The following is a 12,664-nucleotide window of genomic DNA, read 5'->3' as shown; positions in this document are numbered from 1 at the left end:
ATGCAATTTTAAAGGTAGAACGGTTTAACAATTCTGCATATTATTTTTTAACTTTATAATTATGATCACGCTAACTGTAAATATAGACAATAAGAAATCAGAGAAAGCTGTTAAGGCTGTTTTGGATGCATTGGGTCTAAATTATAATATAGATAAATCTGAAGGAATACTTGAGAAACCTCAAACATTGGAACAGTATAATGCAGAGCTTGAAGATGGGGATTCTGAAATAGAACAAGGTGATTTTATTTCTGCAGCTCAATTAAAAACTGAGGCTAGTAAATGGTAGTTGTTTGGAGTAAAGGAGCAAGGCTAGAACTGGAAAAAATTTATCATTATATCGCATTAGATTCTTTAAAGCACGCAATATTGGTTCGCGATGAACTTATTGATTAGACTATAGCACTTAGTGAGCATCCCGAAAAATACGCTCTAGATAAATATAAAATCAATAATGATGGCAGTTGGAGGGCCTTTGAAAAATATCATTATAGAATATCGTATAAAATTACTGCTCACCAAATACGGGTAGTGCGTTTACGCCACACAAGTAAATCTCCTTCTATAAATAAATTTTTCTCATCTGTTGCCATTTTCCATCACCCATCTTACATCATCCATATAACATATAGACTTTATTTTATTCCCTCAATCCTTCGTTTAGCCAAAAACAGTGCATTATATTTGTCCGCATGTCGGTATTGCTGTTTACCATTATCGTTTTATTAGGTGCTTTTTTAGCCGGCTTATTGGGCTCGCTAACAGGCTTGGGTGGTGGGGTAATTATTATACCCTTACTCACGCTGGCTTTGGGGGTCGATATTCATTATGCCATTGGTGCATCCATTGTTTCTGTTATCGCTACTTCTTCGGGGTCTGCGGCTGCTTACGTAAAAGAAGGGATTACCAATATTCGTATCGGTATGTTTTTAGAGATCGCTACGACAATAGGAGCCGTTTGTGGGGCAATTGTAGCCGTTTACCTTAATGCCAACTATATCGCCATTCTATTTGGCTGTATCCTGATTTTTTCGGCCATCATGACCTTAAAGAAAAAAGTAGATCATACTACTTTAGATAATTCCGATAAATGGGCCAATTTTTTTAAACTTAACGGATCTTATCCTGATAAAGGTGTAGATCATGCTTATGCAGTAAAACATGTTCCGGGCGGGTTTTTAATGATGCTTTTTGCCGGAACATTATCGGGTTTGCTGGGTATTGGAAGTGGAGCACTAAAAGTAATCGCAATGGATAATATTATGCGTTTGCCCTTTAAGGTATCAACCACGACCAGTAATTTTATGATGGGTGTTACGGCGGCGGCCAGTGCAGTGGTTTATTTGCACCGTGGCCAGATTGATCCGGGCATTGCCATGCCGGTGTGTATTGGCGTTTTAACCGGCGCAACCGTTGGCTCGAAAGTTTTGTTAAAGGCTAAAACCGGTAGACTTAAAATTGTATTTGCGGTGGTGGTTGCTTTTTTGGCACTGCAGATGATATATAAAGGAATAAGCGGATTATAATGAGTAAAGCAGGAAAAGAAAACCTAAACGATAAAGATATCCAGGTAATTTTGGGTACGCTTTTGCGTGCAGGGGTAATTATTTCGATGAGCATCGTATTAATAGGTGGTGCCATTTTCCTGATCCATCATAATGGAGCCATTACCGACTATAAAGTTTTTAAACCCGAGCTCAGCAAGTTTTCTTCTATAGTGGCCATATTTAAGGGGCTATCTACATTTCAGGGCGATGCCATTGTGCAGTTTGGGATCCTGATGTTAATTTTTACGCCAGTTGCCCGCATTGTTTTCGCTATTTTTAGCTTTTTAATTGAGCGCGATTACCTATATGTACTGATTGGATTTATCATTTTAACCATCATAACCATCAGTTTAAATGGTGGTTTGGCACATTAACATCTCTTTTTTAGTTAAATCCCATCATATCAGCAATTTATTTGAAAAAATATTTGGCTAACTATTTGAAAATTAATAATTCTTGTCTATCTTTGCCGTCCCTTTCGGGGGATGTACAACCACCTTGAACGAAGCCCTACTGCTTCGATGGGTGTTAAAAAGAAAAGATAAAATGTCAGGAATTATTGGAAAAAAAGTAGGAATGACCAGTATCTTTGATGCCGAAGGAAGAAACATTCCTTGTACGGTAATCGAGGCTGGGCCTTGTGTAGTTACACAAGTAAAGACCGAAGAAAAAGACGGGTATTCATCAATCCAATTGGGTTACGATGAGAAAAAAGAGAAAAACACAACTCAACCGTTAAAAGGCCATTTCGCGAAAGCAAACACAACTCCGAAACGCAAGCTGGTAGAATTCGATTCGTTTACAACTTCACTTAATTTAGGTGATGTAGTAACCGTTGACGCATTCGCAGAAGGCGATTTTGTTGATGTTGTAGGTACCTCAAAAGGTAAAGGTTTTCAAGGTGTTGTAAAACGCCACGGATTTGCCGGTGTTGGTATGCAGACTCACGGTCAGCATAACCGTTTACGTGCCCCAGGTTCATTGGGAGCATCATCATTCCCTTCACGTGTATTCAAAGGAATGCGCATGGCAGGAAGAACAGGTGGAGACAGGGTAAAAGTTCAGAACTTACAGGTTTTGAAAGTTTATGCTGAGCAAAACTTATTAGTAGTTAGTGGTTCCATTCCAGGAGCTAAAGGTTCTTACGTAATCTTAGACAAGTAATCAGATGGAAGTTAAAGTATTAAACATTTCAGGTAAAGAAACAGGTGCCAAGGTGCAACTTCCTGAATCGGTATTTGGTATCGAGCCTAACGACCACGCGATTTATTTAGATGTAAAACAGTATTTGGCTAACCAACGTCAAGGTACTCACAAATCTAAACAACGTAATGAGATTGCTGGTTCAACTCGCAAACTATACAAACAAAAAGGTACAGGTGGTGCCCGTGCTGGTAGCATTAAATCTCCGTTATTTAACGGTGGTGGTCGTGTTTTCGGTCCTCAGCCACGTGATTACAGTTTTAAATTGAACAAGAAATTAAAATCATTAGCACGTAAATCTGCTTTAGCATATAAAGCAAAAGATAACAACGTGGTAGTTTTAGAAGATTTCAACTTCGATACAATTAAAACTAAAAACTATACAAGTTTATTGGCTGCGTTAAACGTAGGTACTCAAAAAACTTTATTGGTTTTACCTGCACAAAATAATAATATCTATTTATCAAGCAGAAACGTTCAGAAAACTAAAGTGATTGCTGCAGCAGATTTGAATACTTATGATGTATTAAACGCTGGTGTACTTGTGTTAACTGCTGATTCTGTTAAAACTTTGGAGGAGGCATTTGCCAAATAATATGGACATTTTAAAAAAACCAATATTAACCGAAAAAGCTTCAGCTTTAACTGAGAAATCTAACCGTTTCACGTTTAGCGTTAACCACAAGGCTAACAAAATCCAGATTAAACAAGCCATTGAGAAATTGTACGGTGTAACCATCGTTGCAGTGAACACTATGGTTGTTGATGGAAAAGCTAAATCTCGTTACACTAAAGCAGGTTTTGTATCTGGCCGTAGCCCGAAATACAAAAAAGCAATCGTAACGTTAAAAGACGGCGAAACAATAGATTATTACGCAACCCTTTAATTTAATAATTCATTATAACTATGGGCTTAAGAAAATTTAAACCAGTTACTCCAGGTACCCGCTTCAGAGTTGGTGCTAGTTTTACGGAGATTACAGCAACCAAGCCCGAAAAATCATTGGTTGTATCATCAAAAAAGTCTGGTGGACGTAACAACACAGGAAAAATGACTATGCGCTACATGGGCGGTGGTCACAAAAAATCATATCGTTTAATCGACTTCAAACGCGATAAATTCGATATTCCTGCAACAGTAGCTACTGTTGAATACGATCCAAACCGTACTGCCCGCATCGCATTATTACATTATGCAGATGGCGAGAAGCGTTATATCATCGCTCCTGAAGGATTGCAAGTTGGTTCGGTATTATTATCCGGCGACAAAGCAGCACCAGAAGTAGGTAACACTTTAAAATTATCGAACATTCCATTAGGTTCTATCATCCACAACGTGGAGATTCACCCTGGAAAAGGAGCACAATTAGCTCGTAGTGCAGGTGCTTACGCACAATTAGCTGCCCGCGATGGTAAATATGCTACTTTGAAAATGCCTTCAGGCGAAACCCGTTTAATCCTGACTACTTGTCTGGCTACTATCGGTGCAGTATCTAACTCAGATCACGCAAACGAAGTATTAGGTAAAGCTGGTCGTAAACGTTGGTTGGGCCGTCGTCCGAGAACTAGACCGGTAGCGATGAACCCGGTAGATCACCCAATGGGTGGTGGTGAAGGTAGATCATCAGGTGGTCACCCACGTTCAAGAAATGGTATTTTAGCTAAAGGCTACAAAACCAGAGAACTTAAAAAATATTCTAATCGTTACATCATAGAGAGAAGGAAGAAATAATGGCTCGTTCGATAAAAAAAGGACCTTATATTGACCATAACGTAGAGAAAAAAGTAAACTCTATGAATGATTCAGGCAAAAAGTCTGTAATCAAAACTTGGTCTCGCAGATCAATGATATCACCAGATTTCGTGAATCATACATTTGCTGTACACAACGGAAATAAATTTATCCCTGTGTACGTAACAGAAAACATGGTTGGTCACAAGTTGGGAGAATTTGCTCCAACCAGAACATTCAGAGGACACGCTGAAAAGAAAAAATAATTAGACAATGGAAGCAATAGCAAAATTAAACAATTGTCCAACCTCACCGCGTAAGATGCGTTTGGTTGTAGATCTTATCAGAGGTGAACGTGTAGAAAAAGCATTAAGCATTTTAAAGTTTACCAATAAAGAAGCAGCAATAAGAGTTGAGAAATTATTATTATCTGCTATCAAAAACTGGGAATCTAAAAATGAAGGTGCTCGCCCTGAAGAAAACCAACTTTTTGTAAAAACAGTTATGGTTGATGGTGGCCGTCAGTTAAAACGCTTACGTCCAGCTCCTCAAGGCCGTGGATATAGAATTCGTAAACGTTCTAACCACGTAACGCTGATTGTAGATAGTAAAAGTACAGAAACAACTCAAAACTAATTTTAGGAAATGGGACAAAAAGCAAATCCAATAGGTAACAGGTTAGGTATCATCAAAGGATGGGATTCTAACTGGTTCGGTGGCAACAACTACTCCGATAAATTAGTTGAAGATGAGAAAATAAGAAAATACCTTTCTGCCCGTATCGCTAAAGGCGGTGTTGCAAAAGTAGTAATCGAGCGTACGTTAAAACGTATCACGGTAACTATCCACACAGCTCGTCCAGGTATCGTAATCGGTAAAGCAGGTGCTGAGGTTGATAAAATTAAAGAAGAGTTAAAGAAATTAACTAAAAAGGAAATTCAAATTAACATCTTCGAAATTAAACGCCCGGAACTTGATGCACAATTAGTTGCAGAAGGTGTTGCAAAACAATTAGAAGCAAGGATCTCATTCCGTAGAGCAATGAAATCTTCTATCGCATCAACCATGCGTATGGGTGCTGAAGGTATCAAAATCATGACTTCTGGTCGTTTAGGTGGTGCTGAGATGGCACGTACTGAGCAGTACAAAGAAGGAAGAGTGCCTTTGCATACCTTCCGTGCTGATATCGACTACGCTTTAGCTGAAGCCTTAACTACTTATGGTAAAATAGGTGTTAAAGTGTGGATCTGTAAAGGTGAGGTTTATGGAAAACGTGATTTGTCTCCAAACATTGGTGCAGCAAACAACGGTCCAAAAGGCCAGTCAGATAAACCAGCTTTCGGTGGAAGAGACAACCGTGGTGGTGGAAGAGATAACCGTGGCGGTGGTAACGACAGACGTGGTGGAAACCAAGGCGGTGGTCGTGGTCCAGGCCAGGGTGGTGCAAACAGAGGTGGTGGCGCAGGCGCTAACAGAGGTCCTCGTAAATAATTGATTTATTAACATCGTTTAACGATTAGAACAAAATAAAATGTTACAGCCAAAAAGAACGAAGTTCAGGAAGATGCAAAAAGGCAGAATGAAGGGTTTAGCTTCTCGTGGAGCTGAATTAGCATTCGGATCTTTCGGTATCAAATCTTTAGAAGCTACTTGGATCACAAGTCGCCAGATAGAGGCTGCCCGTATTGCCGTAACACGTTTCATGAAACGTGAAGGTCAAGTATGGATCAGGATATTCCCGGACAAACCAGTAACTAAGAAACCTGCTGAGGTACGTATGGGTAAAGGTAAAGGTGCTCCTGAATATTGGGTAGCAGTTGTAAGACCAGGACGTGTAATTTTCGAAGCTGAAGGTGTGCCTTTAGAAGTTGCTAAAGAAGCATTGCGTTTAGCAGCTCAGAAATTACCGATCCAAACCAAATTCGTAGTACGTAGAGATTACGTAGAAGCATAGTAAAGTGTTGAGGTGAATGTTGTAAATACTTGTTTATTATAACCGCTACACTCAACGTAAAAGAAAAAGAAAAATGAAAAATTCAGAAATCACAGGGCTTTCAAAAGAAGAATTAGTAGCTAAGATTGCGGAAGAAAAAGAGAACTTATCAAAATTGAAGTTCGCTCACACTATTTCAGCTATCGAAAATCCTTCACGCATTGCAAAAGTAAGGAAAGACATAGCCCGTTTAAACACTGAGTTGACTAAAGTGAAAAACACTGAGTCAGCTACTGAAACTAAATAATTTGAGAGTCGACATGGAAAGACAATTAAGAAAAACAAGAACCGGGTTAGTGGTAAGCAACAAGATGGATAAATCTGTTGTAGTGAGCGTGGAACGTAAAGTAAAACACCCGATTTATGGTAAGTTCGTAAAGAAAACTACCAAATTTATGGCTCACGACGAGAAAAACGAATGCGGTATCGGTGATACAGTATTAATTATGGAAACTCGTCCTTTGAGTAAAAACAAGAACTGGAGATTGGTACAAATTTTAGAAAGAGCTAAATAAGATGGTACAACAGGAATCGAGATTAAACGTTGCTGATAACAGCGGCGCAAAAGAAGTATTAGTAATTCGCGTGCTAGGTGGAACCGGCAAACGTTATGCTTCAATTGGTGATAAAGTAGTTGTTACCGTAAAAAGCGCGTTACCTTCAGGTAACATTAAAAAAGGTACAGTTTCTAAAGCAGTTGTTGTAAGAACTAAAAAAGAAATCCGTCGTAAAGATGGTTCTTATATCCGTTTTGACGATAATGCTGCTGTATTATTGAACGCACAGGATGAGCCAAGAGGTACACGTATCTTTGGCCCGGTTGCGAGAGAACTACGTGAAAAACAATTCATGAAAATTGTATCATTAGCACCGGAGGTATTATAAAATGGGAAACAAAGTAAATACACCATCAAAACTTAAAATCCGCACAGGAGATTTAGTTAAAGTCATTGCTGGCGATTCAAAAGGTCAACAAGGAAAAGTACTTTCAGTACTTATAGATAAAAACAGAGCCATTGTGGAAGGCATTAACTTAGTATCTAAACATACTAAACCAAATGCTGCTAATCCAAACGGTGGTATTATTAAAAAAGAAGCTGCTCTTCACATTTCTAACTTGATGTTGGTTGATCCAAAATCTGGTAAAGCTACCCGCGTAGGTCGTAAACTTAACGCAGATGGTAAATTAGTTAGAGTTGCTAAAATTTCAGGAGAGGAGATTAAATAATGGCTACACCTAGATTAAAAAGCAAATACAAAGAAGAAGTTGTAAATGCACTAAAAGAAAAATTTCAGTACAAAACTGTAATGCAGGTTCCTAAATTGGAAAAAATCTGTATCAATCAGGGTGTTGGTCGTTTTTCTGTTACAGATAAAAAGATTATGGATACCACGATCGTTGAGTTGACTACCATTACTGGTCAGCAAGCGGTTCCGGCTAATTCAAAGAAAGATATCTCTAACTTTAAATTACGTAAAGGTATGCCGGTAGGTGTACGTGTTACTTTACGCGATAACAACATGTACGAGTTCTTAGATCGTTTGATCTCTGTAGCTTTGCCTCGTATCCGCGATTTCAAAGGTATCAATGATAAAGGATTTGATGGAAAAGGTAACTATACATTAGGTGTTACTGAGCAAATCATCTTCCCTGAGATTAATATCGATAAAATCAATAAAATTTTAGGTATGGATATAACTTTCGTAACTTCGGCAAAATCTGACGTTGAAGCGCTTGAGTTATTGAAACAATTCGGATTACCATTTAAAAATCAAAAAACAGCAGAATAATGGCAAAAGAAGGTGTAAAAGCACGCGAAGTTAAGCGCCAAAAATTGGTAGCTAGATACGCTGAAAAACGTGCAGTATTAAAAGCTGCAGGAGATTTCGAGGGTTTAGATAAATTACCTAAAAACTCATCTCCGGTACGTTTACACAACCGTTGTAAATTAACTGGTCGCCCTCGTGGATATATGCGTACCTTTGGTATTTCAAGGGTAACGTTCCGCCAGATGGCACTAGACGGTAAAATACCAGGTGTTAAAAAAGCATCTTGGTAATATAAAGTACTAGTACTGAGTATCAAGTATAGAGTAGCAAGTATCAGGACCATATGGGACTTGATACTTGTATCTTATTACTTGATACTTATTTCTATACTAAAAAAGAATTTTAACCGGTAGCAGGTCCCATCGCCGGGTGGTGACAGGAAACCACTACCACAAATAATAAAAAATGAATACAGATCCAATAGCAGATTATTTAACAAGAGTAAGGAATGCCATTAAGGCCAACCACCGTGTTGTAGAAATTCCTGCATCAAACCTTAAAAAAGAAATTACTAAAGTTCTTTTTGACAAAGGTTACATCGCGAACTACAAGTTTGAAGATACTACAGTTCAAGGCACCATTAAAATTGCTTTGAAATACAATCCAATTACTAAAGTTCCTGCTATTCGTACATTAGTGCGAGTAAGTAAACCAGGTTTGAGAAACTATGCTGGTGTTGAAAATATGCCAAGAGTATTAAACGGTTTAGGTATCGCAATCTTATCTACTTCTAAAGGTGTAATGACCGATAAAGAAGCAGCCAAATTAAACATTGGTGGTGAGGTATTGTGTCACGTTTATTAATATTAGGAGAACAGCACAATGTCAAGAATAGGAAAAGCCCCAATTACAATCCCTGCAGGTGTTACAATTACCGTATCAAAAGATAACGTAGTAACTGTAAAAGGTCCTAAAGGTGAATTAACACAAGCAGTAGATTCAGATATCACTGTAAGTCAGGAAGACGGAATTTTAACAGTTCAACGTCCTTCAGAACAAAAGAAACACAAAGCATTACACGGTTTATATCGCTCATTGCTTAACAACATGGTTGTTGGTGTTACAGAAGGTTATAAATTAACTCAAGAATTAGTAGGTGTTGGTTACCGTGCTACAAACCAAGGTAACACACTAGATCTGGTTTTAGGTTATTCTCACCACTATGTATTCCAGTTACCAGAAGAGATTAAAGTAACTACATCTTCAGAAAAAGGTCAGACGCCTAAAATCATTTTAGAAAGTATTGACAAACAATTGATCGGTCAGGTAGCAGCGAAAATCCGTTCGTTACGTGCACCAGAGCCATATAAAGGTAAAGGTATCAAGTTTGTAGGTGAAGTGTTAAGAAGAAAAGCAGGTAAATCAGCATCTAAAAAATAGTAATCATGGCAGGTAAAAAATTATCAAGAAGAGATCGTATTAAAAAAGGGATCAGAAAAAGACTTACCGGTTCGGAAGAACGTCCAAGGTTATCTGTATATAGAAGCAATAAAGGGATTTATGCGCAGGTAATTAACGATGTAACCGGTAAAACAATAGCATCAGCATCATCATTATCGAAAGATTTTACTGGTACTGGAAACAAAAGCGATCAGTCGGTTGCAGTAGGCAAATTAGTTGCCGAAAAAGCAATCGCTGCAGGTGTTAAAGAAGTTGTTTTCGATAGAAATGGCTATTTATACCACGGTCGTGTAAAATCGTTGGCAGAGGGTGCCCGCGAAGCTGGTTTAGTATTTTAATCTGAAGAAAAAGTAAGATGTCAACTATTAATATAAAAAGAGTAAAAACCACCGATATCGAATTAAAGGATCGTTTGGTTAGTATACAACGTGTTGCCAAAGTAACCAAAGGTGGCCGTACTTTCAGCTTCTCAGCAATTGTTGTTGTAGGTGATGAAAACGGTGTTGTTGGTTTCGGTTTAGGTAAAGCGAAAGAGGTAACTGAAGCAATCGCTAAAGGTGTGGATGATGCTAAAAAGAACTTGGTAAAAGTTCCAATTTTAAACGGTACTGTTCCTCACGAGCAAATCGGTAAATTCTCAGGTGGTTTCGTTTTAATCAAACCAGCTGCAGTAGGTACCGGAGTAATTGCTGGTGGTGCGATGCGTGCTGTATTAGAGAGTGCTGGCGTGCATAACGTATTGGCAAAATCTAAAGGATCATCTAACCCACACAACGTGGTAAAAGCAACTGTTGATGCATTAACTAAAATGCGTGATGCTTATACAGTAGCCCAAACCCGTGGTATAGATTTAAACAAAGTATTTAACGGATAATATCATGGCTAAGATCAAAATAACACAAGTAAAAAGCGTTATCGACAGAAGCGAGCGCCAAAAAAGAACCGTTCAGGCTTTGGGTTTATCTAAAATGAACCAAAGTGTTGAGGTTGAAGCTACACCGCAAATTATCGGTATGGTTCGCAAAGTGAACCACCTGGTAGCAATCGAAGCAATCTAGTAAAAGTTTTAAAGGTAGTATGGGCTAAAACCTGTACTACCTTTATATATGTTTAATCGTTGTACCTGTTTAGTGAAAGCGAAGGGCAACACAAATTCAAAAAAATGAATTTAAGTAATTTAAAACCTGCAGTAGGTTCTACAAAAAACAGCAAAAGAATTGGTCGTGGTACAGGTTCTGGTCGTGGCGGTACTTCAACTCGTGGTCACAAAGGTGCGGGTTCTCGTTCAGGTCACAAAACCAAAATCGGTTTCGAAGGTGGTCAAATGCCTTTACAACGTCGTGTGCCTAAAGTTGGTTTCAAACCAATCAACCGTACAGAATATGTTGGTGTAAACTTAGATGTTTTACAAGCATTAGCTGAAAAACACAGCTTAACAACTATCGATTTCGCTGCTTTACAAGCACATGGTTTAGCTTCTAAAAACGACTTAGTTAAAATTTTAGGTCGTGGTGAAGTTAAAGCAAAGCTAGAAATTACAGCACATGCGTTCTCTGCAACCGCACAAAAAGCTATTGAAGCTGCAGGTGGTTCTATTGTAAAATTGTAATTATTAAATGAAGAAGCTATTTACTACTTTAAGTAATATCTGGAAAATTCAGGAATTAAAAGAGCGTATATTGTTTACGCTCTTAATTCTTTTGGTATACCGTTTCGTATCTCACGTGGTTTTACCAGGTGTAGATCCAACTGCTTTAGGCAATAACGAAAAATCAGGAATCTTAGGCTTACTAGATATGTTTGCCGGAGGTTCTTTCTCTCGTGTGTCTATTTTAGCATTGGGGGTAATGCCTTATATCTCTGCATCGATTGTGGTGCAACTATTGGGTATTGCTGTTCCTTCTTTCCAAAAAATGCAGAAAGAAGGCGAAAGTGGTAGAAAGAAAATGAACCAGATTACCCGTTACCTAACGGTAGCGATCACAATCGTTCAATCTGTTGGTTACGTTAAAACGCAAGTTCCTGCAGAAGCTATTTTATTGCCAAATACTTTATTCTTAGTGTTGTCTACGTTTGTATTAACAGCAGGTACATTATTTGTAATGTGGTTAGGCGAAAAAATTACTGATAAAGGTATTGGTAACGGTACATCACTAATCATTATGGTTGGTATTATTGCCCGTTTACCAGTTGCAATTTCTCAGGAATTTAGTGCACGCGTAGGTTCATCTAGTGAAGGTGGAGGTCCCGTGGCATTGGTTTTAGAGATCGTTGCATTATTTGCAGTGGTAATGTTTACCATTTTAATTGTTCAAGGTGTACGTAAAGTACCTGTACAATACGCAAAGAAAATTGTTGGTAACCGCCAGTTTGGTGGTGTTCGTCAGTACATTCCGTTAAAGGTAAATGCTGCTGGTGTAATGCCAATCATTTTTGCTCAGGCGTTAATGTTCATCCCAGGTGCTTTAATGCAGTTTGTTCCTTCATTACAAGGTTCTTGGTTAATCCAGTTCAGTAACACAACTTCGTTGGCTTATAGCTTAACGTTCGCATTTTTAATTATCGCATTTACTTTCTTCTATACTGCAATTACAGTTAATCCAACTCAAATGAGTGACGATATGAAGAAAAATGGTGGTTTTATCCCAGGTGTTAAACCGGGTTTTGCAACATCAACTTTTATTGATGATGTAATTTCTAAAATCACTTTCCCAGGTGCGGTATTTTTAGCGATCATTGCTATTTTACCTTCGTTAGCGGTTAAGTTCGGCATTAAACAAGAGTTTGCGCACTTCTTCGGTGGTACTTCTTTATTGATTTTGGTTGGTGTTGTATTGGATACTTTACAGCAGATCGAAAGTTATTTATTGATGCGCCATTATGATGGTTTGATGAAAACGGGTAGAGTTACTGGCAGAACAGGTGTTCCTGCTGCAAGTAGCAACGCAGCGTTGTAGT

The 12,664-nt window shown here is 38.4% G+C and carries 24 protein-coding genes and 1 pseudogene; all 25 read left to right on the top strand.

Annotated features, from left to right (window positions below; genetic code table 11):
- The first annotated feature begins 61 nt into the window (after positions 1-61).
- The 25 genes and pseudogenes from CA265_16945 to CA265_16825 all read left to right on the top strand — a co-directional run bounded on the left by CA265_16945 (position 62) and on the right by CA265_16825 (position 12,663).
- Positions 62-289 carry a hypothetical protein gene (locus tag CA265_16945; GenBank protein ID ARS41250.1) on the top strand — a complete coding sequence of 76 codons (228 nt, stop codon included), beginning with the start codon at positions 62-64 and terminating at the stop codon, positions 287-289.
- Positions 283-561: pseudogene (locus CA265_16940) on the top strand (plasmid stabilization system protein). The gene CA265_16945 and the pseudogene CA265_16940 overlap by 7 nt, the downstream one beginning before the upstream one ends.
- Positions 562-692: 131 nt before the next feature.
- The gene (locus CA265_16935) at positions 693-1,526 is read left to right on the top strand and encodes a permease (GenBank protein ID ARS41249.1); all 834 of its coding nucleotides are present in this window, start codon (positions 693-695) and stop codon (positions 1,524-1,526) included.
- Positions 1,526-1,921: a hypothetical protein gene (locus CA265_16930; GenBank protein ARS41248.1), complete on the top strand. Its 396-nt coding sequence runs from the start codon at positions 1,526-1,528 to the stop codon at positions 1,919-1,921. Before CA265_16935 ends, CA265_16930 begins: the two co-directional genes overlap by 1 nt.
- 172 nt (positions 1,922-2,093) lie before the next feature.
- Positions 2,094-2,711, top strand: a complete 618-nt coding sequence (locus CA265_16925) for a 50S ribosomal protein L3 (GenBank protein ID ARS43031.1) — start codon at positions 2,094-2,096, stop codon at positions 2,709-2,711.
- 4 nt (positions 2,712-2,715) lie between these two features.
- The gene (locus CA265_16920) at positions 2,716-3,345 is read left to right on the top strand and encodes a 50S ribosomal protein L4 (GenBank protein ARS41247.1); all 630 of its coding nucleotides are present in this window, start codon (positions 2,716-2,718) and stop codon (positions 3,343-3,345) included.
- 1 nt (position 3,346) lies between these two features.
- Positions 3,347-3,637, top strand: a complete 291-nt coding sequence (locus CA265_16915) for a 50S ribosomal protein L23 (GenBank protein ID ARS41246.1) — start codon at positions 3,347-3,349, stop codon at positions 3,635-3,637.
- Positions 3,638-3,657: 20 nt separating this feature from the next.
- On the top strand, positions 3,658-4,482 hold the full coding sequence (locus CA265_16910; protein ARS41245.1) for a 50S ribosomal protein L2: 825 nt from the start codon (positions 3,658-3,660) through the stop codon (positions 4,480-4,482).
- Complete coding sequence (locus CA265_16905) at positions 4,482-4,748, top strand: 30S ribosomal protein S19 (GenBank protein ARS41244.1); 267 nt, start codon at positions 4,482-4,484, stop codon at positions 4,746-4,748. Before CA265_16910 ends, CA265_16905 begins: the two co-directional genes overlap by 1 nt.
- 7 nt (positions 4,749-4,755) lie before the next feature.
- Positions 4,756-5,118: a 50S ribosomal protein L22 gene (locus tag CA265_16900; protein ARS41243.1), complete on the top strand. Its 363-nt coding sequence runs from the start codon at positions 4,756-4,758 to the stop codon at positions 5,116-5,118.
- Between the two features lie 9 nt (positions 5,119-5,127).
- Positions 5,128-5,973: a 30S ribosomal protein S3 gene (locus tag CA265_16895; GenBank protein ARS41242.1), complete on the top strand. Its 846-nt coding sequence runs from the start codon at positions 5,128-5,130 to the stop codon at positions 5,971-5,973.
- A gap of 40 nt (positions 5,974-6,013) precedes the next feature.
- Positions 6,014-6,436 carry a 50S ribosomal protein L16 gene (locus CA265_16890; protein ID ARS41241.1) on the top strand — a complete coding sequence of 141 codons (423 nt, stop codon included), beginning with the start codon at positions 6,014-6,016 and terminating at the stop codon, positions 6,434-6,436.
- 73 nt (positions 6,437-6,509) lie between these two features.
- Complete coding sequence (locus CA265_16885; protein ARS41240.1) at positions 6,510-6,722, top strand: 50S ribosomal protein L29; 213 nt, start codon at positions 6,510-6,512, stop codon at positions 6,720-6,722.
- Between the two features lie 13 nt (positions 6,723-6,735).
- Positions 6,736-6,990, top strand: a complete 255-nt coding sequence (locus CA265_16880) for a 30S ribosomal protein S17 (GenBank protein ARS41239.1) — start codon at positions 6,736-6,738, stop codon at positions 6,988-6,990.
- Between the two features lies 1 nt (position 6,991).
- Positions 6,992-7,360: a 50S ribosomal protein L14 gene (locus CA265_16875; protein ID ARS41238.1), complete on the top strand. Its 369-nt coding sequence runs from the start codon at positions 6,992-6,994 to the stop codon at positions 7,358-7,360.
- 1 nt (position 7,361) lies between these two features.
- Positions 7,362-7,703, top strand: a complete 342-nt coding sequence (locus CA265_16870) for a 50S ribosomal protein L24 (protein ARS41237.1) — start codon at positions 7,362-7,364, stop codon at positions 7,701-7,703.
- Positions 7,703-8,266, top strand: coding sequence for a 50S ribosomal protein L5 (locus CA265_16865; GenBank protein ID ARS41236.1), 564 nt, complete (start codon positions 7,703-7,705; stop codon positions 8,264-8,266). The genes CA265_16870 and CA265_16865 overlap by 1 nt, the downstream gene beginning before the upstream one ends.
- Entirely contained in the window at positions 8,266-8,535 is a 270-nt protein-coding gene (locus tag CA265_16860; protein ID ARS41235.1) for a 30S ribosomal protein S14, read from the top strand. The genes CA265_16865 and CA265_16860 overlap by 1 nt, the downstream gene beginning before the upstream one ends.
- A 175-nt stretch (positions 8,536-8,710) precedes the next feature.
- A complete protein-coding gene (locus tag CA265_16855; GenBank protein ID ARS41234.1) occupies positions 8,711-9,109 on the top strand; it encodes a 30S ribosomal protein S8 in 399 nt (132 codons plus the stop codon).
- A gap of 18 nt (positions 9,110-9,127) precedes the next feature.
- Positions 9,128-9,685 carry a 50S ribosomal protein L6 gene (locus CA265_16850; GenBank protein ARS41233.1) on the top strand — a complete coding sequence of 186 codons (558 nt, stop codon included), beginning with the start codon at positions 9,128-9,130 and terminating at the stop codon, positions 9,683-9,685.
- A gap of 5 nt (positions 9,686-9,690) precedes the next feature.
- Entirely contained in the window at positions 9,691-10,044 is a 354-nt protein-coding gene (locus tag CA265_16845) for a 50S ribosomal protein L18 (protein ARS41232.1), read from the top strand.
- Positions 10,045-10,061: 17 nt separating this feature from the next.
- Positions 10,062-10,580, top strand: a complete 519-nt coding sequence (locus CA265_16840) for a 30S ribosomal protein S5 (GenBank protein ARS41231.1) — start codon at positions 10,062-10,064, stop codon at positions 10,578-10,580.
- Between the two features lie 4 nt (positions 10,581-10,584).
- Positions 10,585-10,764 carry a 50S ribosomal protein L30 gene (locus CA265_16835; protein ARS41230.1) on the top strand — a complete coding sequence of 60 codons (180 nt, stop codon included), beginning with the start codon at positions 10,585-10,587 and terminating at the stop codon, positions 10,762-10,764.
- Between the two features lie 104 nt (positions 10,765-10,868).
- Positions 10,869-11,315 (top strand): 50S ribosomal protein L15, encoded by a 447-nt coding sequence (locus tag CA265_16830; GenBank protein ARS43030.1) that lies wholly within the window; start codon positions 10,869-10,871, stop codon positions 11,313-11,315.
- Positions 11,316-11,322: 7 nt separating this feature from the next.
- Complete coding sequence (locus CA265_16825; protein ARS41229.1) at positions 11,323-12,663, top strand: preprotein translocase subunit SecY; 1,341 nt, start codon at positions 11,323-11,325, stop codon at positions 12,661-12,663.
- Position 12,664 lies beyond the last annotated feature (1 nt).

This window comes from Sphingobacteriaceae bacterium GW460-11-11-14-LB5 (assembly GCA_002151545.1).
Taxonomy (GTDB): Bacteria; Bacteroidota; Bacteroidia; order Sphingobacteriales; family Sphingobacteriaceae; genus Pedobacter.
Note: the sequence above shows the minus strand (reverse complement) of the source record. Positions and strands in the feature narration are given on the sequence as shown.

What these genes read in the sequence shown, in the direction of transcription:
- CA265_16945 (ARS41250.1), top strand. Translation starts at nt 62, where the DNA reads ATGATCACGCTAACTGTAAATATAGACAATAAGAAATCAGAGAAAGCT.
- CA265_16935 (ARS41249.1), top strand. Translation starts at nt 693, where the DNA reads ATGTCGGTATTGCTGTTTACCATTATCGTTTTATTAGGTGCTTTTTTA.
- CA265_16930 (ARS41248.1), top strand. Translation starts at nt 1,526, where the DNA reads ATGAGTAAAGCAGGAAAAGAAAACCTAAACGATAAAGATATCCAGGTA.
- CA265_16925 (ARS43031.1), top strand. Translation starts at nt 2,094, where the DNA reads ATGTCAGGAATTATTGGAAAAAAAGTAGGAATGACCAGTATCTTTGAT.
- CA265_16920 (ARS41247.1), top strand. Translation starts at nt 2,716, where the DNA reads ATGGAAGTTAAAGTATTAAACATTTCAGGTAAAGAAACAGGTGCCAAG.
- CA265_16915 (ARS41246.1), top strand. Translation starts at nt 3,347, where the DNA reads ATGGACATTTTAAAAAAACCAATATTAACCGAAAAAGCTTCAGCTTTA.
- CA265_16910 (ARS41245.1), top strand. Translation starts at nt 3,658, where the DNA reads ATGGGCTTAAGAAAATTTAAACCAGTTACTCCAGGTACCCGCTTCAGA.
- CA265_16905 (ARS41244.1), top strand. Translation starts at nt 4,482, where the DNA reads ATGGCTCGTTCGATAAAAAAAGGACCTTATATTGACCATAACGTAGAG.
- CA265_16900 (ARS41243.1), top strand. Translation starts at nt 4,756, where the DNA reads ATGGAAGCAATAGCAAAATTAAACAATTGTCCAACCTCACCGCGTAAG.
- CA265_16895 (ARS41242.1), top strand. Translation starts at nt 5,128, where the DNA reads ATGGGACAAAAAGCAAATCCAATAGGTAACAGGTTAGGTATCATCAAA.
- CA265_16890 (ARS41241.1), top strand. Translation starts at nt 6,014, where the DNA reads ATGTTACAGCCAAAAAGAACGAAGTTCAGGAAGATGCAAAAAGGCAGA.
- CA265_16885 (ARS41240.1), top strand. Translation starts at nt 6,510, where the DNA reads ATGAAAAATTCAGAAATCACAGGGCTTTCAAAAGAAGAATTAGTAGCT.
- CA265_16880 (ARS41239.1), top strand. Translation starts at nt 6,736, where the DNA reads ATGGAAAGACAATTAAGAAAAACAAGAACCGGGTTAGTGGTAAGCAAC.
- CA265_16875 (ARS41238.1), top strand. Translation starts at nt 6,992, where the DNA reads ATGGTACAACAGGAATCGAGATTAAACGTTGCTGATAACAGCGGCGCA.
- CA265_16870 (ARS41237.1), top strand. Translation starts at nt 7,362, where the DNA reads ATGGGAAACAAAGTAAATACACCATCAAAACTTAAAATCCGCACAGGA.
- CA265_16865 (ARS41236.1), top strand. Translation starts at nt 7,703, where the DNA reads ATGGCTACACCTAGATTAAAAAGCAAATACAAAGAAGAAGTTGTAAAT.
- CA265_16860 (ARS41235.1), top strand. Translation starts at nt 8,266, where the DNA reads ATGGCAAAAGAAGGTGTAAAAGCACGCGAAGTTAAGCGCCAAAAATTG.
- CA265_16855 (ARS41234.1), top strand. Translation starts at nt 8,711, where the DNA reads ATGAATACAGATCCAATAGCAGATTATTTAACAAGAGTAAGGAATGCC.
- CA265_16850 (ARS41233.1), top strand. Translation starts at nt 9,128, where the DNA reads ATGTCAAGAATAGGAAAAGCCCCAATTACAATCCCTGCAGGTGTTACA.
- CA265_16845 (ARS41232.1), top strand. Translation starts at nt 9,691, where the DNA reads ATGGCAGGTAAAAAATTATCAAGAAGAGATCGTATTAAAAAAGGGATC.
- CA265_16840 (ARS41231.1), top strand. Translation starts at nt 10,062, where the DNA reads ATGTCAACTATTAATATAAAAAGAGTAAAAACCACCGATATCGAATTA.
- CA265_16835 (ARS41230.1), top strand. Translation starts at nt 10,585, where the DNA reads ATGGCTAAGATCAAAATAACACAAGTAAAAAGCGTTATCGACAGAAGC.
- CA265_16830 (ARS43030.1), top strand. Translation starts at nt 10,869, where the DNA reads ATGAATTTAAGTAATTTAAAACCTGCAGTAGGTTCTACAAAAAACAGC.
- CA265_16825 (ARS41229.1), top strand. Translation starts at nt 11,323, where the DNA reads ATGAAGAAGCTATTTACTACTTTAAGTAATATCTGGAAAATTCAGGAA.